We start from the raw sequence: 17,470 nt of genomic DNA on the forward strand, positions 1-17,470 counted from the left end.
TGAAGGATTGAACATGCCGACTCCAACAGGGGATGCTAAAACCTGCAGCCAAGGACACCGGTATTATAAAAGCAGCGATTGTCCGACATGCCCGATTTGCGGGCAGGAACCCAAAAACGAAACGGGCTTCCTATTGCTTCTTTCCGCGCCGGCCAGACGGGCATTGGAGAATCATGGAATCACCTCTCTCCAAAAACTTTCGGAGTACAGCGAAAAAGAAATCCTGCAATTTCATGGCATGGGCCCGGCTTCTTTGCCCAAACTTCGGGCTGCTTTAGAAGAAGCCGGTTTGTCCTTCAAATCGTGAGCGCATGAATGTCCTGCGCAGCCTTTAACAGTCGGTTACTTGCCGCGCCAGACGGGAATCGGAAACCGGTGAATCCACTTGATGACCCGGGTCGATATCCACTGGCATGCTACCGCAAGAACGATGATTTTCCAGTCGATGACATAGGCGGTCAAAATAAAAATGAATCCGTTCATCCAAAATAACGACGTGCCGGGATGGATTCGTTTGTATTTGTAAATCGCGAGCGCCACATATCCGATGCCTCCGTTGGATACCCTCTGCCTAAGGAGCACCGAAATGCCCGTCCCCAAAATGACCGAACCGATAAGAAGATCGATCCATACGTTGCCGATCGGCGGTTTAACGAACACCTCGAAGAAATTCACCGATACCGAAGTTACCGTAATGACAAAAACGGTCCCGAAGGCGCTGACGCTGCCCAAATAATGGACCGTAAAAATGAGGAAAGCAAAGTTGGCCATCCACAGTCCCAGGCTCATCGGAACGCCGAACGCATGGTTCAAAAGCACCGCGATCCCGGCTCCTCCCCCGGACGGAATGGCATGCGGAAACAAAAAAACAGCCATCGCGAACCCTTGGATGACGGAACCTGCGGTGATAAAAAAGAGTTTTCTGGAAATATGGCGGATCATAAACGGCTTGCTGCGGCCGGAAATCATTTGAATCTTCACGCGGAATCTCCTTCATTGAGTGGAGTATGAATCCTTCTTTGCATACATTGTATGCTTGTCTATAGAAGGGGATTCCGGGAACTGCAAAAGATACATATAAGGCATTCTGGAATAACGAACGGGTTCATGTCAGAATGCCTTAGCTTCAGAACTTATGGCGAAAGTGCTTTCGGTTTTCTTTTTATGCGTTTGTCGCCACGCTTAGCTTTCGATCGGCCGTAGATGTATGGTTAAATCACGTAACAAAATTCGTCGGCTTGCTTTTGGTTCGTTCCGAATTCAAACGTGTCCTGGCGGAGGCCCCGGCGCATCGTCTCGAGCGCAAGAATTTCGCCGGGAGGGATGTTGCCAAGGTTCACGTTGGGGCCGAATTTGCGCAAAAACATCGCTTGCTGCTGCTTCTGGGGCGCTTCCCAGACCAGCTTGCTTGAATCCGGGACAAACTCGATGATATCCTGGATGACTTTTTCCCGGCATTCGCCGTTTTGGTCGAACACGCCTACGCCTACCCCCGATTCACGGGCTTCCACCGTCAAAAACTCGGCGCCTGCGGCCAAATCCGTCTCCATCGTCTCAGCCAATCGGGCGGCGTCGATGAGAGAGCCGGAAAGCTTTTTGCCGTATTCCGTGAAGACCCGGAGCCCGTGCTGTTTGCCTTCCCGAATCAGCTCCGTGCGTTTGCTGCGAGACAGTTCGATCGTGCCGTCGGAGACTTCAACCGCATTAAACCCGAGGTTGCATATCGTTTTGAAAAAGACGGGAACGAGATCCTGCTGAACGGCCGTCTCAAGCAGGGTTCCGCCGGGCATGACCAGGATGCCGTGCTGTTTGGCAAGGTTGATCTTGTGCAGCAGAACTTCCGTTTTATATAGCGGAGCCGTTCCGAAACCGAATTTGACGCAGCTGATATAATCTGAAGCGGTTTCGACCAGATCCGTAAACGCGTTTCTGCCCAGGCCCTTATCGATGACCATCGTAAACCCGCCGCCGAGTTGTTGCGGGCTTTTGCCGCCGAGTTGACGTTCGCGCAGCCCGCTGGGGTCGCATAACTCTTTTGGCCATACTGCACGAAGGGAAATGTTCATTTGGGGATCTCCTCAATTCTTTTTGAATTGTCGTTGAATCGAAATGACACTGGTATCTTATGCGCATTCCGAACGGCAGGTGCCCATCCCGCTCCATCATTTTGCGGCTTTATCCGACCTTGCGCGGAGGCTTGATCAAAAAGAACACGAAACCAAGCGTGATCAAAGACAACGCGGATACCGTAATAAACACGACGCGATCCGATTTATCCATCATCCAGCCGAACAGCGGCGGTCCCACAGCCACGCCCAAAAAACGCAAGCTGTTGTAAAGCGACGTGATCATGCCGCGCTCGCTTTTTTCGACGGCTCCCGTGATGAGCGTATTCAGGCAGGGGAGAAGCATGCCCGTTCCGATGCTGCTGATGGTCAGCAAGCCGATAAACACATAGATGTTTTTCAAAAAGAACAAGGTGGCCGCGAGCGAAACGGTCATGGCAATAAGTCCGACATTCATCAGCACGCGCATGAGGAGGCCCTTTTTCTTGATCAAACTTCCGGTCGTATAGGAGGTGATGACCATCCCCAGCAGGGGAATGGCCAAAATGAGGCCTTTGACGACGCCATCGATGTTGTAAGGCTTGTCCTCAAGGATGTTGGACAAATAAAAAAGCACGCCGAACAGGATAAACAGCCCAAGCGATCCCGCAAAAAACGCGGTGACGAGCCAGCGGCCTTTCTCCTTGAAGATGCATTTGATTTTCCCGAGATATGCCTTTAGCTCCTGCTTCTGACTCCGTTTGCGTTCTTTGATCAAAAAGATGACGGCTAAAAGCGATAATGCGCAAAATACGGGAAAGGCGAAAAAAGAAGCATACCAGACGATCAGCATGAGCAGGGAACCGATGATCGGGCTGAGCACTTTGCCTGCGCCGTTGGAGGCTTCGATGAGGCCGAGGGCTTTGCTTTCCGTCCCTCCTTCATATAAATCGCCAACGAGCGCCATGGCAATCGGAGCGGTTCCGGCGGCGGCAAAACCTTGAATCGCCCTGGCGATGATAATGACGGTGTAGGAGTCCCAAATGGCGCCGAAGCCGGCCAGGATACCGGCCGCACCATAAATGATCAGCGCGGGTATGATCACGACCTTGCGGCCAAACCGGTCCGACAAATATCCGATTAGCGGGATGAACAAGCCGGCGGCCAAAGAGAAAATCGATATGATCAAGCTGCTTTGGAATTTGCTGATGCCAAGTTCTTTTTGCATTTGCGGAAGGCCGGGAACCAGCATGGAATTGCCGAAAACGAGCACGATCGGAATGGTGGCCAGTGCAATGAACTCCCATAGTTGGCCTTTGGAACGGCCGTCTGCCGACGATTGTTTAGAGCTTGCCTCTTCTTGGTCCGCCGTCTCATCGGGGCTTGTCAGTTCGATATCGCTTTCAAAGCGGATATTCATTTTTCGTGATTTCGTTTTTTCCATGGTGTGGCTCCTTGACTGTATTTAGCGATTTTCCGCCATTCTAATTATTGCCGCAGAAGGAATATAACATTCCGGAATTACGGATTTGGGAATGGGCATAAACGAACCGAGGCTTGACAGGCTTTGAGGGGGGAAGGATTTTTTTGCGTTAAAAAAGCACCACCTGAATGTGGGCCAATATACTGATTATTGCAGTACCTTTACGCATAGGGTGAAAGGGGATACCAATGCCTTTACGGATCATTCAGGGAAGCAGCCGCGAGTTGGAAGACGCCGACATCAACGTGATCATCGACGTGATACGCGCTTTTACGGTGGCGCATTACGCTTTTATCGGCGGGGTGCGGGGAATCATGCTGGCGGGGACGGTGGCCGAGGCTTTCCGTTTAAAAGAACGTTATCCTTCTCATCTGTTGGCCGGAGAGATTCAAGGCCTGCCGATTCCGGGGTTTGAACTGGACAATTCGCCGGCGCGCTTGCAGCGCTTCGACTTGAACGGGAAATATTTGATTCAGAAAACGACAAACGGCGTTGCGGCGGCTTTAAACGCATTGAACGCGGACCACGTATTTGTCACCGGGTTTACCAATGCCAAAACGACGGCGGAATTCATCAAACGAAATTTCATGAAGGGCGAAGACGTAAAAGTGCAGCTGATCGCCTCGCATCCGAGCGGGGACGATGATCTGGCATGCGCGGAATATATGGCAGGCATACTTCAAGGCGAAGGCGGCATTTCCTCCGATCGGACCATCGAGCGCATCCGCGGTTCGGAGGCGGCAGCGAAATTTTACGATGCGGGGAAGCCGGAATTTCTGGAAGAGGATATCACGTTATGCGCCAGAGAATATGCTACCGGTTTTGTCATGAAGGTGAGCAATGAGCGCCAAGCTCCGGTCGTGCAAAAAGTCCCGGCCGGCACATAAAGGATTGAAGGAGGAGCCTGAATAATCAGGCTTTTTTTGTGCCGCCGTACAAAAGGGTTAATTTTCCGGAGAATCCTGTTCCGTTTTGTAGTAATAGTCGTACCACATATTTTTGTTGTATTCCTTCGGATCGATCAGGCCGACTTCAATACAAAGCTCGGTCAAAAGATACACCGCGTAAAACTGTTTCCGGTTACGGTCATGGATGCTGGACAAGGCCTCCAAAGTCACTTTTTTGGCTTTTTCGAGGCTGTTGCGCTCGACGGCATGCACGATTTCTTTCATGTTTTCCAAATAATAAACGGTTTTGCGCAGGGTGCGTATAAGTAAAATTTGCCTGATATGTACGGGGGTAAACAGCCTATAGCCGTTTTCGGGATCTCGTTCGGGCGTGATCAGCCCCTCTTTTTCCCAGTGCCGGATCGCCGAGGGCTGAACGTCGGTCAGCGCCGCGGCTTCGCCGATCGTCATGCGGTTTTTCAGCTTGCCGTTTGCGACAAGCGGAAGCTCCGGATCCTGAAGCAGGGCCAACGTCTGCTCCGCAACCGCTTTTTCGTGGTGCAAACGCGCCTGCTCCTCATTGACCAGCCAGAAGGCTTCATCCATGTCGCCTTGTTGAATGAGGCGAAGGACTTTGCAGGTGAGACCGACGCTAAATCCGTTGAACATCGCCCGAAGGCAGCGGAAATAAGCCAGATGTACCCGGGTGTAAAGGCGGTAACCGTGTTCCGAACGCTCCGGCGCGGGAACCGCTCCCCAGGATTCGTAATGCCGCAAAGCGCTGGTGCTGATGTACAGTTCCCGGGCGATTTCGATCGGCTTGTAGTATCGCAATTTCTTATCCCTCCCCCCATGAATTGGGTATATCCTACCAAATCGTTGCAAGCAAAGCAAACACTTTAATAAAACCTTCAAGTAACATGTGAAGGTTTATGTTATCAAATTGCTTTTCATCGGCAATTATTTTCCTGGACCTTCGCATTTGCATGAGTGTTATAAAATCGGGTTGTAAGCGGATTTTCAAGAGGAAACATCCTCAAAATCAAAACCGGTAAGAAAGCGGGTGGAACGATGGCGGAAAGGGAGCTTGCCATTGAAGTGAAAGGATTAAGAAAAGCATACGGCACGCGGGAAGTGTTGAAAGGATTGGACCTCGGCGTGGCGCGGGGAACGGTGTACGGCATCCTGGGTCCCAACGGAGCCGGGAAAACGACGCTGGTTCATATTTTGTCCACGCTTCTTCGCCCGGACGCGGGAACCGTAAAAATCTTCGGACGGGACGTCGTTCGCGAGGCCGATGCGGTTCGCCGAAGGATCGGGTTAACCGGGCAATTTGCCGCCGTTGACGAGGAGCTTAGCGGGCGCGACAATCTGGTGCTGTTTGCAAGGCTTGCTGGGTATGGAACCAAAGCGGCCAAAGCCCGGGCCGAAGAACTGTTGGAAGGGTTCGGCCTTTCCGAGGCAGCCGGCCGGAAGGCCGGAAAATACTCGGGAGGCATGCGGCGGAGGCTGGACATTGCCGCGGCCATGCTTGTGGCGCCGGACCTGCTGTTTTTGGATGAACCGACGACCGGGCTGGATCCCCGGAGCCGGAACGACGTCTGGGAAATTGTCCGGATGTTGGTGAGACGGGGAACGACGGTGCTGCTCACGACCCAATACCTGGAGGAGGCCGATCAGCTTGCTGACACGCTTGCGGTCATCGACGGGGGAACAGTCGTCGCCTAAGGGACTCCGGGCGAGTTGAAGGCTTTGGTCGGATCGGGCACGATTCAGGTCCGGCTGACCCGTGCGGAGCAGCGGACAAATGCCGAACAGGTGATGAACCGCGTACTCGGGACGACTGTAATTACCCATGATGATCCCGCTTTGATCACGGCGTCCGTTTCGGATCCCAAACTAGCGGCGCTGGCGCTTGCCGAACTATCCGGAAACGGCATCGGAACGGTTCAATTTTCGCTCGGCCAGCCCAGCCTCGATGAAGTATTCCTTGCCTTGACCGGCAGGGCTGTCCAAGAAGGAACGATCGGGGAGGGAACGCGATGAATCAGATGCCATCCAGGGTTATGTTGGCGCTGAACGGAGGGGAACGCCCCAAAAGAGCAAACGCGCTGCAAGCCGTCTCAACCTTTATCTGGCGCTCCTGGCGCAAAACGATCAGAAACATTCATTATTTGGCGATCGATTCGATCGTTTTTCCGGCGATCTTTTTGCTGATATTTACGTATTTGTTCGGCGGGGCGATCTCCGGCTCGACGGGCGATTACCTGCAATTTCTGCTTCCGGGCATGCTGGTTTATACGGTCACCACGATGACGGTGTATATCGGAATCGGAATCAAAACCGATATCGAACGGGGCGTTTTCAACCGGTTCAGAAGCCTTCCGTTTTGGCAGCCCGCGGCAATCATCGGCACGATGGCGATCCATTTGCTGTCGTTTGCGGCGGCGATCCTCACCACGTTCGGGCTTGGCCTGCTGCTTGGCTTTCGCCCGGAAGCCGGCATCGCAGGATTCCTGCTTGCGTTTGCGCTCGTCATGCTGTATGCATTCAGCTTAAGCTGGATTTTCGCCTGCATCGGAATCGTCGTCAAAAAAACCGAAACCCTCACCACAATGTCATATATTGCGTTGTACCCGCTCATGTTTACCAGCAACGTTTTTGCGGATACGTCCACCATGCCGCCATGGCTCGGGCGAATCGTGGCTTATAATCCTGTGAGCTTGGCGTCCTCGGCGGCCCGGGGACTGACGCACGGCACGGCGGAAGCCCCGGTGCTTATCGCCGCGCTTGCCGTGCTCGGAACGATTCTGCTCGTCTTCATGACTTTGGCATTTTGGCTTTACCGCCGAAAAACGAATGAATAAACAGGTTCATAGCGTCCGTCAAGGGCGCTTTTTTTTGACTTCTCGCAGCTCCAACAACATGCGGCACAACAGATTCGCTTTACTTCGTGCGCAGGTAACGCTTGTCCTTTAAGAACAACCACCAGAACAAGACGAAAACCGGCAATAAAATGACCGTCCCGAAACCGTACCCCCATAGCAAGGATACGAACATCGAATGGTTCGTGATGCCGGCTTCCACGGTCAAATTCGGGTAAACGATGTAGGGCAGATGCGCTTTCCCGTACGCATAACTCGCGAGCGCGAACTGGAGGATCGTCATCACGACGGCCAGCCGGGGCCAGCCTTTTCTGCCGTCTTTCCGGCGAATCCACAAGGCGCCGTATCCGATCGCAAACGCGGCGACCGACAGCAGGAACCATACCGATTGCTCCTGCATGCGGGCCACGATCCAAAGCGCCTCCGGCACCATCGTAAAGGTGGCCAAGACGGCCATGGCAAGGGCCAAAGGGCCAAGCACGATCGCGAGGGAGCGGAATTGCTGCGACACCTGTTCGTTTCCGGCTTCCCGTCCGTAATCGGACAGGAATATGGCGGATAAGAACAGTTCCGTCAGAATGCCGAAGCCGACATGGGCGTACAATGTGGCGCTGCGCAGCAAAGTTCCGAATTCGAGTTGGGGAAAGCCCTGCTCCGTATGGATGAATCCGCCGAGCGAAATCGGCAGCACGCTAACCAGCAATCCGGGAATGAACAGGCCGGTGATCCCCGAAACGATACGCAGCGCCTGTTCATGTTTCTGCACCGAATACGAATAAACGATAAACGCACTCCGAAACAGCAGCAGCACGAGCACAAGGCTGACCGGCACCAGCAGCAGGGTGCCCAGCACAAAGGCGGCGCGGGGGAAAAAGCCGACAAGCGCCACGACCAACAGCACGAGAAACACATTGGTAACTTCCCAGGACGGGGACAAAAAACGGTTGGCAATGTCGGCGGCATGCGGATTCCTTTTGCTGAACACCATGGACCAAAACCCCGCGCCGAAGTCGATGGAACCCGCAATGGAATAGATAAAGATAAAGCACCAAAGAATGGTGATCGCCAGCTGCGTGTCGCTCATAGGCTTCTCCCTTCTCCGGTCCGGCCTTCCACCGGTTCAAAAGTAACGGGATGCCGCTTGAAATAGTAGAACATGACCACCGCCGTTACGATCAGCAGAAACGCATACAGCCCGAGAAAAAGGACAAACAACGAGCCCAAATGCTGGGCCTGCGTCGCGGCGGATGCCGTCTTCTGGATATGGTAAATGGTCCACGGCTGCCGTCCCGTGCAGCTGAACACCCAGCCGGTCTCGATGCCCACCATGGATAGCGGGCCGGCAAACAGCAGCGAGAATAACAGCCATCGGGGGTAAGGGCGTTTGGCAAGGATGCGGAAGCCCACTGTAAAAACAGATACGAGAATCAGCAGCATGCCGATGCCCACCATCAGATTAAACAGCGTATGCACGAACAGCGGAGGCCACTCCTCTTCGGGAAAATCGTTCAAGCCTTTGACGATGGTGTCGAAGCGATTGCCTGCGAGGAAGCTGAGGCCCAAGGAATTTCGATCGCCCCTTTGATGCTGCGCGTTTCCTTGTCGACCACGCCTCCGATCGAAAGGGGGGCATAGGCTTGCGTTTCGAAAAGCCCCTCGGCCGCCGCGAGTTTCTCGGGCTGATGCGTATGCAGCATTTGCGCCGTTTCATGGCCGCTCAGCGCCGTGATCAGCGAGATGATGCCGCCGATGAACAGGGAGAGGAACAAGCTTTTGTAGTGATAGGCCCGTTCCCGTTCCGAGTGGCGGCGTTTGAGCAGCTTCATGGCAGCCACCGAGGCGACGGCAAAAGCGCCGGTCATGTAGGCCGACAGGAGCACATGCATCGCCGTCGTCGCGAAGCTGGGATTAAACACGGCCGCCCAAGGATGCACGTCCACCACCTGTCCGTTTTCCAGCCGAAAGCCGCTTGGCGTGTTCATCCACGCATGGGCGTCCGTAATCAGCACAGCCGACATGCTGGAACCGATGGCCACGAAAACGACGCTAAGGATTCGCACCGCCGCCGGCAGCCGGTCCGCCGCGTAGACATAAATCGACATGAACAACGCTTCGAGGAAAAACGCCCAGATCTCGATCTGAAAGGGCAGCGCGATGACTTGGCCGACGATCTCCATGAAACCCGGCCACAGCAGCGATAGCATGACGCCCACGAGCGTTCCGGAGGGGATCGCTACCCCCAGGAGGATGGCAAGGCCTTTCGTCCAGCGTTTGGCGAGCATGGCGTAGTCCTTGTCTTTTTTTACCTGATACATAATTTCCGCAATAACGATCATGAAGGGAATTCCAACTCCAAGCGTCGCGAAAATGATATGAAACGCCATGGACGACCCGAACAGCGATCGCGCCAGCATAACGTTATCCATGAGATGCCTCCGTTCTGAACGTAAAATCGCATCTTATTGTGAACCGAAGCCATCCAAAGTATTCCTGAGATGTAAATTCGGGGAATTGAAAGGGGGGTTAAAAGGCGAAAATAGCGCGGGTAGGTTATTCCATGACTCTTTGAAGAGATTGGAGTAACAAGGAGAGCAGGGTGAACTTGTTGTTTTTACAGTTTACATAATATAAAGATCGTTAACCTATAGACTTCAAGCGGCAATTTTTCGTACGCATCAAATTATGAATAAAAACCTACTTGACAGGTGTGAATAATTGGTTTAATCTTACGTCAAGCCCAACGGGTTATCGTTCATTGAATGAATGCTCGTTATTTCAACATTAAACAAATGATCAGCCGATTGGTCCACCAAAGGCTCCTGCGATCGATACCGGAAACATGCCGGTAGAGAACCAGGGGCCTTTTCTGTTTCCCGGCGCAAGGCTCGCGATGGAGGGGCAGGGAAGGCCTTTTTCTTAAAATCAGCCAGAGCAAGGTCGATAACGCCGGAAAGGAGCGGCATGAAGGAAAAAGATTGGGCACAAATGGAGGAAGCGGATTGGCATTTTCGCAAGCTGGTCCGAAGATTCGTCAAGGAGCGCGACAAAATTACGATCGAAGGCGTCCCGCTCCCGGGCATGCTCATCCTGAACGCCATTGTGAGGGACGGGGAACAAGGACTTGGGGATATCGCCGAGCAGCTGGATTTTACGTCCGGTGCCGTCACCGCGATCTGCGACAAACTGGAAGCTTTGGGATTTGCCGTCCGCAAACGAAGCAAAACCGACCGGAGGACGGTGGCGCTGGACATTACCGAGCAAGGAAGAGAGATGGTCGCACGGAACAGGGAGGCAGGGACTTATATGATCGACGCGTTGTTCGGGTCCTTTACCTTCGCAGAACTCGAGCTTCTGATCTTCTTATTCCAGCGATTGCATGGCCGCCTGGAGGGATTTGCCGAAGCGGTTATCCAAAAAGCGGAATCGGCCGGCAGAGACTTGAAGACGGAAGCGGTTTGCATCAAGGAGAGCGGCAAGCGCTCAAACAAATTTGTTTCGTATTAAAACGATAATCGCAAACGGGAAGGGAGAAACAAGATGGGACATCCAACGATTTATCCGACGGGAACGACGGTTTACCTGCCAGGCAAAGCTTGGAGCGGGTATACGATTTATCAGGCGGCCGATACCGGCGCGTTGCTCATTGACATGAACGGCAGGGAGGTCCGTCTTTGGAAAGGGCTGCGGGGTTTTCCGAACAAAATATTTCCGGGAGGTTACGTGCTCGGCAGCACGGCGGAACGCGACCCGAAATACGGTTTCCAGGACGAAGCCAACCTGGTGCAAGTGGACTGGGACGGCAACATCGTCTGGACATTCGACCGTTACGCATGGATCGAGGATCCGGGCCATCCGGCGCAATGGATGGCGCGCCAGCATCATGATTATCAGCGCGAAGGCAATCCGGTAGGGTATTACGCCCCAGGGCTGACGCCAAAGGTGGACGGAGGGAACACGATCATCCTTGCGCATAAAAACGTGAACCGGCCGGACATTTCCGACACCGAGCTGCTCGACGATACGATCATCGAGGTGGATTGGGAAGGGAACGTCATTTGGGAATGGGCGGTCAGCGACCATTTTGACGAGCTGGGCTTCGACGAAGCGGCCAAACAGGCGTTGTTCCGCGATCCCAACACGCGAGCGTTCGGCACCCACTCGGGGGACTGGATGCATATCAATTCTGTATCGGTGCTCGGCCCGAACAAACATTACGATGCGGGGGACGAGCGGTTCCATCCCGACAACCTGATCTGGGACGCCCGCGAAGCGAACATCATCGCGATCATCGATAAAAAATCCGGGAACATCGTATGGAAGCTGGGACCCGATTATTCGTCGAAAGAAACGGAGCATATCGGCTGGATCATCGGCCAGCACCATGCCCATCTCATTCCGCGGGGGCTGCCTGGCGAAGGGAATATCCTCGTATTCGATAACGGCGGCTGGGGCGGCTACGGCAGTCCGAACCCCGAAGCTCCGGACGGGCTGAAGGTGGCGCGCCGCGACCATTCCCGCATTCTGGAGATCAACCCGGTCACACTTGCGATCGAATGGCAGTATACGCCGACGGAGGCCGGATTCCAGGCGCCGCTCGACTCTTACCGGTTCTATAGTCCTTACATCAGCTCGGCGCAGCGTCTCCCGAACGGCAACACGCTCATTACGGAAGGCGCCGACGGCAGAATCTTTGAAGTGACGCGCGAGCATGAACTGGTATGGGAATACATTTCGCCGTACAAAAACAAACGGAATTCCAACATGGTCTACCGCGCTTATCGGGTCCCTTACGAGTGGATTCCGCAGTTGGAAGCGCCGGTCGAAACGGAAATCGCCCCGATCGACGTCGCCGATTTCCGGCTGCCGGGCGCCGCTGCCCGGGGAGCGGTCACGGCCGTCGATGTGGAAGGGACGGTATCTTACGGGGAAGGCGCTTTCTGCGTGGCCACGACAGACGAAACCATCCGGAAGGAGAGCGCCGGCGATGAATAAGCTGCACATTCGGCGCTTGAGTCTCGTCGTCATGGCCCTCGTGCTGTCGGCTTCGCTCCTTAGCGCCTGCGGAACGGCCGCGGGATCGAGCCAGGGCGGCCGACTGAAGCTCAAGATTGCCGATATATCGACCAATACGGTCTTCCGCGTCGCGAAGAAAAAAGGCTTTTTCGAGAAACACGGCATCGACGCCGAGCTCGTGAACTTCGCCACCCCGGCCGAAGGTGTGAATTCCTTGTTCATCAAGCAGGTCGACGTCGCCTTCGGCGCGGACTTCCCGCTGCTGAACGCCGTCAGCAAAGGCGATTATTCCATCTTCGCCTCCTCCGGTACGGCCACGGATCTAAGCGCAAGCGAGTGGAAACTGTTTGCCCGCAAGGAAATCGCCAGCGCAGCCGATCTGAAAGGCAAAAAGCTGAGTTTTTCGAGAGGCACGTTTATTCCGTATCTATGGGACGTTTACCTGCAGCAAAACGGCATTTCGTTATCCGACGTGACGCTCGTAGGGCAGGGCGGGTTTGACGAAGCGTACGTCGCGCTGAAAAAAGGCGAAATCGACGCGGCATGGGTATACGGAGCGGTGCTCAACCAGAAGTTTGCCGGGCTTGAGGAGGCCCGCGAGCTGTCGGATATGTCCCAAACGCCGGTGCGGATCGGTACGGGGCTGATTGCCGCAAGTTCGTTCATCCAGGACCACAAGGAAAGCATGGTGGAATTCCTGAAGGCGCTGGATGAAGCCTCGACTTATGCGCAGGCCCATCCGGACGAAACGGCGGATATGATGTACGACGAAGTGAAACAGCCGAGAGAAGCAACGCTTAAGGATCTTCCGAAAAATCCGTGGAATATCGGCTTCACGCAAAAAGCATACGAGGGATTGGTCGGACAGAAAAAATATATGGTCGAAAACAAGATCATCGAAAAAGATTTCGACCTTCATGCGAAACTGAATCTGGACCTGGTACGCCAGGCGTTTCCGGACCGCGTCATCGAATTGAAATAGGAGGGAAACCCATGAGCTCGCTGCCAAAGCCAAACGAAATCCATATTGAACGGTTAAACAAGAGCTACGCGTCCCCGGGCGCCGGCCATCTTCATTACATTATTCAAGACGTGGACCTGGTCGTCAAAGGGGGAGAATTTTTTGTCCTGCTTGGGCCGAGCGGCTGCGGGAAATCCACCCTGCTCAGCCTGATCGCCGGTTTCGTCTCCAAAACCTCGGGGCAGGTCCGGGTCGGGGAAAAGGAAGTGGACCGGCCGGGACAGGACCGAGCGGTGGTGTTTCAGCAGGCGGATTCCTCGCTTTTTCCGTGGCTGACCGTAAGGGAGAACGTGGAGTTCGGCCTGCGCATGAAACGCATTCCGGCAGCGAAGCGGAAGGAAGTGTCGGACCGCTTCATAGGTCTCGTTGGACTCCGAGGGCATGAGAACAAATTCCCGCGCGAGTTGTCCGGCGGCATGAAACAGCGCGTCCAGCTTGCGCGGGTGCTCTCGAACGACCCGTCCATCCTGCTGATGGATGAACCGTTCGGCGCGCTCGACGCGATGACCCGGCGCACGATGCAGAGGGAGCTGGTCAACATTTGGAGGGATACCGACAAGACGGTCATTTTCGTGACCCATGACATTCAGGAGGCGCTGCTGCTCGGAGGGCGCATCGGTATCATGTCGGCCGGTCCGTCGTCCAAAATAACGCATATCTACGATGTGCCGCTGGCCTATCCGCGCGACATGTCCGCGCCTGAATTCCACGCATTGTACAATCGCATTCAGGCGCATTTCGAAGAGTAGGGGAAGGAACGGAGGGACACCATGAACGGTAATTTCAAAAAAACGTCATTGAACATTGCGTTTTGGATCGGGATCTTGGTTCTCTGGCAGCTGATATCGCTGATCTACGGACCGGAAATCCTTCCGGGACCGCTGTATACGGCAAAAGGCGGCTACGAGCTGCTTGCGGACGGAACACTGCTGCAATATATCGGGATCAGCGCGTACCGCGTGCTGCTCGGATGGACCCTGGGCAGCCTGCTCGCCGTGCCCGTCGGCATCTTGATCGGTAAAGTAGGGGCCATCCGGGCGTTTGCGGAGCCGTTCCTCAATTTTATCCGGTTTATTCCGCCGATCGCGTTTATCACGTTGTTCCTCGTATGGTTCGGGATCGGGGAAACGTCCAAAGTGATGCTCATCATGTACGCCACGTTTTTTATCGTGATCTTGAACACGTTAACCGGCGTCCTCTCCGTCGAAGAGGATAAAATCAGGTCGGCCCGCAGCATGGGCGCGTCGGAATGGCAAATCGTCATCCACGTCATCATTCCGGCAACGGTTCCTTATATCTTTACCGGGATTCGCCTTGCGATGGGAACGTCGTTTATGGCGATCATCGGGGCGGAAATGATCGCATCCAACGAAGGCGTCGGTTATCTGATTTGGAATTCGCGGCTGTTTTTCCGCACCGACTGGATTTTCGTCGGGCTGATCTGCCTGGGCCTGATGGGTTTTCTCACCGACCGGGCCGTCGCGCTGCTGGGGCGCAAGCTGCTGTCCAGATACGGCGTCGTCAGCACGAGCTCATTGAGACGCTGACGAACAGGTATACCGGATGGAATTGAGACGGAATAAACGAAGAAGGCACCCGATATTTTCTTCGGGTGCCTTTGATGGCTTCGAACAGCGCAGAAGGCGCCAAACTGAAACCATGCGGATGTCCGGGTTTGCGTTACCCTAAACAAGCCTGCATTCAATAAACGGTTAGATTGCGGGATGCTGGGGTTCGGGCTGATCATCAGGCTCGATCCGATTCCAGTTCACCCGTTGTCGGAGCGACCAGGCCAAAAGGATGATCACGCCAAGGATGACCGTGCCGATGTTCACCAGGTATCCGGCAAGCGGAGACATATATTCCACTTCGACGATGGCCGATGGGGAAGGGACGACAACGTACCGGACCATTTCGAGCCATGCCAAATGGAAACCGATATTCATCCACAGATTGCCCGATAGAATGCGGCATAGCTGCAGCATCGTGCCGAATGCGACCAGATTGATGATATAGTCGACCGTCACTTGATCCCAGGTCGCGATTCCCGCAAGCACCATCAACGCGGTCAGCGCAATGGGGGCGAGCACGAACAGGGCAACCTGGAGGACGAGAGCGAGCCAGCGGGGAAAGCGCGTGTTCAGGTTCCGGTACAAGTAGCCGCGGAAGGAGATTTCTTCGGGAAATGCTTCGTAGAAGAAAGCGATAGCCGAATTGATCAGAATGATAAAAAGGGTAGAAGCGGGGAGATGGAAAGCAACGACTTTCAGCCACCCGAGCAGGCTACCGATGAGGAGCGATGCGGCGGTCAACAATGCCAGCAGACCGATCCCGAGCAGAAAATAAGGCAGCCCTTTCGGGGGCGAACTCAACCCCAGGCCGCTCCAAGGCCGCCTGTCGGCATAACGCCGCAGCAAATAAATGAGCGGTACGCTTACGCCCGTCGTGACCACGGCCAAAATGACCTGCAGCGCCAACGTAGGGAAGCCGTAGTTACCGGCGATCGTAGCCGCGGCTACCGCCAGCCCAAGGCCGGAAACGAACGCGAGCCATCCCAGCAGGACACGCCAGAATAGACGGATTCTTCCGTCGCCTTCGAGAAATACGCCCGCCGGACCTTTTCGCCAGCGGGATTCAGGGGATAAGGTTGAAATAAGAAACCCTCCTTTCGAAATTTCATAGATTCGCCAGAATTCGTTTCGATCTGACATAACTATTTATAGTAAGTTTTCGTATAAGGTGTGACTGATAGAATGCCTGATTTCGGTAAGGCAGCAGGCCTAACATAACACAAACGGACCGCTGGACATGCCAGCGGTCCGTTTTTATGTCTTGAAATCCTTGCAATACGACGGATCATAATCAACGCTCATTCTACGAGGTGAAATCTATTCATTTATCGGCATTTTGTATGATATAATGCACGTAATTTATACTATAACGCACATGCAATAGAGAGGGGGATTTTCGGAACGTCAACACGTCACGGGTTCGTCAACATCCGCTGTCCAAGCTGACATCTGAGAAAAAACGAAATGGAATCGAGGATCAAAACGGTGTCTGAAAAGGTTCAAGTAAACAAACAAGATTTTACCGTGCGCGAAGACAGCTTCTACCAAGGCGTCAAGGATTGCATTCCGACGCTGCTCGGTTACTTAAGCATCGGTTTCGCCGCAGGCGTTGTCGGAAAAACGTCCGGCTTGTCATTGTTGGAAATCACCTTGATGTCAACGATGATTTATGCAGGTTCCGCCCAATTTATCATGGCAGGCATGATTGCTTCCCATGGATCGGTTACGGCTATTATTCTTACGGTTTTTATCGTGAACCTTCGTCACTTGCTGCTAAGCGCGGCCGTATCGCCTTATTTCCGGCATCTTACTTCGTTGAAGACGATGTTGATCGGCACCCTGCTTACGGACGAAACTTTCGGGGTTGCGATGAACAAGGCCATGAATCGAACTTCCCTCGACGAGAAATGGATGCACGGCTTAAACGTTACCGCGTATCTCAATTGGATTATTGCGACCATTGCCGGGGCTTTTTTCGGTCAATGGATCACGGAACCGGAAAAGTTCGGCCTGGATTTTGCGCTGACGGGCATGTTTATCGGTTTGCTCGTCCTGCAGATGGTCAGCAGAAAGAAGATCCTTAAAGACCTGATGGTTGCCGTTTGCGCGGTGGGGTTGGTGATCGGTTCCAGCTATTTCTTAACCGGAAGCATGGCCGTCATCGCGGCCACGGTTATTGCGGCGACGCTTGGAATGGCGGTGGAAAAATGGAGATAAGATGGCATATCCTGCTCGCGATTATAGGGGCCTCCGTCGTGACGCTCCTTCCGAGAGTGCTTCCGCTCGTGGTGCTCAGCCGGATGCAGCTGCCGGATTGGGCGATGCGGTGGCTGAATTATGTTCCTGTCGCTGTTATGGCTGCCTTAATTGGACAGGAATTGTTCATGAATGACGGAAAGCTTGATATATCCCGGAATTATACCGAAATATTGGCGGCGGTACCGACCTTTGCGACCGCCATCCTTACGCGAAGCTTGTTGGGGACGGTCGTGGTAGGCATCCTCACGGTGATGGTTTTGCGGTTTATCCTTTAAAAGCCTGATTCTCTGGGCTTTTTTTATTTCG

General features: G+C 54.0%; 17 protein-coding genes and 2 pseudogenes. 12 read left to right on the forward strand and 7 right to left on the reverse strand.

Translation table 11 applies throughout. The features are described 5' to 3' along the window. Positions 1-13: 13 nt before the first annotated feature. Positions 14-307, forward strand: a complete 294-nt coding sequence (locus MKY58_RS11720) for an RNA polymerase alpha subunit C-terminal domain-containing protein (RefSeq protein WP_339324672.1) — start codon at positions 14-16, stop codon at positions 305-307. 35 nt (positions 308-342) lie between these two features. On the opposite strand, the gene MKY58_RS11725 is transcribed toward MKY58_RS11720, so the two are convergent. The 3 genes from MKY58_RS11725 to MKY58_RS11735 all read right to left on the reverse strand — a co-directional run bounded on the left by MKY58_RS11725 (position 343) and on the right by MKY58_RS11735 (position 3,489). Next, entirely contained in the window at positions 343-942 is a 600-nt protein-coding gene (locus tag MKY58_RS11725; RefSeq protein ID WP_339325128.1) for a YitT family protein, read from the reverse strand. 269 nt (positions 943-1,211) lie between these two features. Further along, on the reverse strand, positions 1,212-2,066 hold the full coding sequence (locus tag MKY58_RS11730) for a phosphosulfolactate synthase (RefSeq protein WP_339324673.1): 855 nt from the start codon (positions 2,064-2,066) through the stop codon (positions 1,212-1,214). 109 nt (positions 2,067-2,175) lie between these two features. After that, a complete protein-coding gene (locus MKY58_RS11735) occupies positions 2,176-3,489 on the reverse strand; it encodes an MFS transporter (RefSeq protein ID WP_339324674.1) in 1,314 nt (437 codons plus the stop codon). A 227-nt stretch (positions 3,490-3,716) separates the two neighbouring features. Between MKY58_RS11735 and MKY58_RS11740 the strand changes: the two genes are divergently transcribed. Beyond that, positions 3,717-4,415, forward strand: a complete 699-nt coding sequence (locus MKY58_RS11740) for a 2-phosphosulfolactate phosphatase (RefSeq protein WP_339324675.1) — start codon at positions 3,717-3,719, stop codon at positions 4,413-4,415. A 57-nt stretch (positions 4,416-4,472) separates the two neighbouring features. Here the strand turns inward: MKY58_RS11740 and MKY58_RS11745 are convergent, their stop codons facing one another. Next, a complete protein-coding gene (locus MKY58_RS11745; RefSeq protein ID WP_339324676.1) occupies positions 4,473-5,249 on the reverse strand; it encodes a TioE family transcriptional regulator in 777 nt (258 codons plus the stop codon). Positions 5,250-5,486: 237 nt separating this feature from the next. Here MKY58_RS11745 and MKY58_RS11750 point away from each other — a divergent pair, with 237 nt between their 5' ends. From MKY58_RS11750 to MKY58_RS11760, 3 genes and pseudogenes are all read left to right on the forward strand, one after another. Then, positions 5,487-6,143 (forward strand): ATP-binding cassette domain-containing protein, encoded by a 657-nt coding sequence (locus MKY58_RS11750; protein WP_339324677.1) that lies wholly within the window; start codon positions 5,487-5,489, stop codon positions 6,141-6,143. Positions 6,144-6,155: 12 nt separating this feature from the next. Beyond that, positions 6,156-6,461: pseudogene (locus MKY58_RS11755) on the forward strand (daunorubicin/doxorubicin resistance ABC transporter ATP-binding protein DrrA); the annotation flags it as partial. Beyond that, positions 6,458-7,282: an ABC transporter permease gene (locus tag MKY58_RS11760; protein ID WP_339324678.1), complete on the forward strand. Its 825-nt coding sequence runs from the start codon at positions 6,458-6,460 to the stop codon at positions 7,280-7,282. The pseudogene MKY58_RS11755 and the gene MKY58_RS11760, both read left to right, overlap by 4 nt. Before the next feature lie 79 nt (positions 7,283-7,361). Here MKY58_RS11760 and MKY58_RS11765 read toward each other — a convergent pair whose 3' ends face one another. Beyond that, on the reverse strand, positions 7,362-8,384 hold the full coding sequence (locus MKY58_RS11765; protein ID WP_339324679.1) for a cytochrome d ubiquinol oxidase subunit II: 1,023 nt from the start codon (positions 8,382-8,384) through the stop codon (positions 7,362-7,364). Beyond that, positions 8,381-9,726 (reverse strand): annotated as a pseudogene (locus tag MKY58_RS11770) (cytochrome ubiquinol oxidase subunit I). Before MKY58_RS11770 ends, MKY58_RS11765 begins: the two are co-directional and overlap by 4 nt. Positions 9,727-10,261: 535 nt before the next feature. On the opposite strand from MKY58_RS11770, the gene MKY58_RS11775 reads away from it, so the two are divergent. Genes MKY58_RS11775 through MKY58_RS11795 form a run of 5 tightly spaced genes read left to right on the forward strand, consistent with a single transcriptional unit; the run spans position 10,262 to position 14,881 of the window. After that, on the forward strand, positions 10,262-10,804 hold the full coding sequence (locus MKY58_RS11775) for a MarR family transcriptional regulator (RefSeq protein WP_339324680.1): 543 nt from the start codon (positions 10,262-10,264) through the stop codon (positions 10,802-10,804). 33 nt (positions 10,805-10,837) lie between these two features. Continuing rightward, positions 10,838-12,292, forward strand: coding sequence for an aryl-sulfate sulfotransferase (locus MKY58_RS11780; RefSeq protein ID WP_339324681.1), 1,455 nt, complete (start codon positions 10,838-10,840; stop codon positions 12,290-12,292). Beyond that, a complete protein-coding gene (locus MKY58_RS11785) occupies positions 12,285-13,295 on the forward strand; it encodes an ABC transporter substrate-binding protein (RefSeq protein WP_339324682.1) in 1,011 nt (336 codons plus the stop codon). Before MKY58_RS11780 ends, MKY58_RS11785 begins: the two co-directional genes overlap by 8 nt. Before the next feature lie 11 nt (positions 13,296-13,306). Further along, the gene (locus tag MKY58_RS11790; RefSeq protein WP_036715264.1) at positions 13,307-14,083 is read left to right on the forward strand and encodes an ABC transporter ATP-binding protein; all 777 of its coding nucleotides are present in this window, start codon (positions 13,307-13,309) and stop codon (positions 14,081-14,083) included. A gap of 21 nt (positions 14,084-14,104) precedes the next feature. Next, positions 14,105-14,881, forward strand: coding sequence for an ABC transporter permease (locus MKY58_RS11795; protein ID WP_339324683.1), 777 nt, complete (start codon positions 14,105-14,107; stop codon positions 14,879-14,881). Between the two features lie 165 nt (positions 14,882-15,046). Here the strand turns inward: MKY58_RS11795 and MKY58_RS11800 are convergent, their stop codons facing one another. Then, positions 15,047-16,045 (reverse strand): CPBP family intramembrane glutamic endopeptidase, encoded by a 999-nt coding sequence (locus MKY58_RS11800; RefSeq protein ID WP_339324684.1) that lies wholly within the window; start codon positions 16,043-16,045, stop codon positions 15,047-15,049. 345 nt (positions 16,046-16,390) lie between these two features. Here MKY58_RS11800 and MKY58_RS11805 point away from each other — a divergent pair, with 345 nt between their 5' ends. Both MKY58_RS11805 and MKY58_RS11810 read left to right on the forward strand, forming a co-directional pair. Further along, on the forward strand, positions 16,391-17,122 hold the full coding sequence (locus MKY58_RS11805; RefSeq protein WP_339324685.1) for an AzlC family ABC transporter permease: 732 nt from the start codon (positions 16,391-16,393) through the stop codon (positions 17,120-17,122). Further along, positions 17,113-17,439, forward strand: coding sequence for an AzlD domain-containing protein (locus MKY58_RS11810; protein WP_036715267.1), 327 nt, complete (start codon positions 17,113-17,115; stop codon positions 17,437-17,439). The genes MKY58_RS11805 and MKY58_RS11810 overlap by 10 nt, the downstream gene beginning before the upstream one ends. The last annotated feature ends 31 nt before the right edge of the window (positions 17,440-17,470 follow it).

The sequence above is a fragment of the Paenibacillus sp. FSL W8-0194 genome (genome assembly GCF_037969745.1).
Classification (GTDB): Bacteria; Bacillota; Bacilli; order Paenibacillales; family Paenibacillaceae; genus Paenibacillus_AQ; species Paenibacillus_AQ cookii.

Coding starts and splice junctions, on each gene's coding strand:
- MKY58_RS11730 (WP_339324673.1), bottom strand. CDS start 2,066: ATGAACATTTCCCTTCGTGCAGTATGGCCAAAAGAGTTATGCGACCCC.
- MKY58_RS11800 (WP_339324684.1), bottom strand. CDS start 16,045: ATGTCAGATCGAAACGAATTCTGGCGAATCTATGAAATTTCGAAAGGA.
- MKY58_RS11780 (WP_339324681.1), top strand. CDS start 10,838: ATGGGACATCCAACGATTTATCCGACGGGAACGACGGTTTACCTGCCA.
- MKY58_RS11725 (WP_339325128.1), bottom strand. CDS start 942: ATGATCCGCCATATTTCCAGAAAACTCTTTTTTATCACCGCAGGTTCC.
- MKY58_RS11735 (WP_339324674.1), bottom strand. CDS start 3,489: ATGGAAAAAACGAAATCACGAAAAATGAATATCCGCTTTGAAAGCGAT.
- MKY58_RS11765 (WP_339324679.1), bottom strand. CDS start 8,384: ATGAGCGACACGCAGCTGGCGATCACCATTCTTTGGTGCTTTATCTTT.
- MKY58_RS11750 (WP_339324677.1), top strand. CDS start 5,487: ATGGCGGAAAGGGAGCTTGCCATTGAAGTGAAAGGATTAAGAAAAGCA.
- MKY58_RS11785 (WP_339324682.1), top strand. CDS start 12,285: ATGAATAAGCTGCACATTCGGCGCTTGAGTCTCGTCGTCATGGCCCTC.
- MKY58_RS11720 (WP_339324672.1), top strand. CDS start 14: ATGCCGACTCCAACAGGGGATGCTAAAACCTGCAGCCAAGGACACCGG.
- MKY58_RS11775 (WP_339324680.1), top strand. CDS start 10,262: ATGAAGGAAAAAGATTGGGCACAAATGGAGGAAGCGGATTGGCATTTT.
- MKY58_RS11790 (WP_036715264.1), top strand. CDS start 13,307: ATGAGCTCGCTGCCAAAGCCAAACGAAATCCATATTGAACGGTTAAAC.
- MKY58_RS11810 (WP_036715267.1), top strand. CDS start 17,113: ATGGAGATAAGATGGCATATCCTGCTCGCGATTATAGGGGCCTCCGTC.
- MKY58_RS11740 (WP_339324675.1), top strand. CDS start 3,717: ATGCCTTTACGGATCATTCAGGGAAGCAGCCGCGAGTTGGAAGACGCC.
- MKY58_RS11760 (WP_339324678.1), top strand. CDS start 6,458: ATGAATCAGATGCCATCCAGGGTTATGTTGGCGCTGAACGGAGGGGAA.
- MKY58_RS11795 (WP_339324683.1), top strand. CDS start 14,105: ATGAACGGTAATTTCAAAAAAACGTCATTGAACATTGCGTTTTGGATC.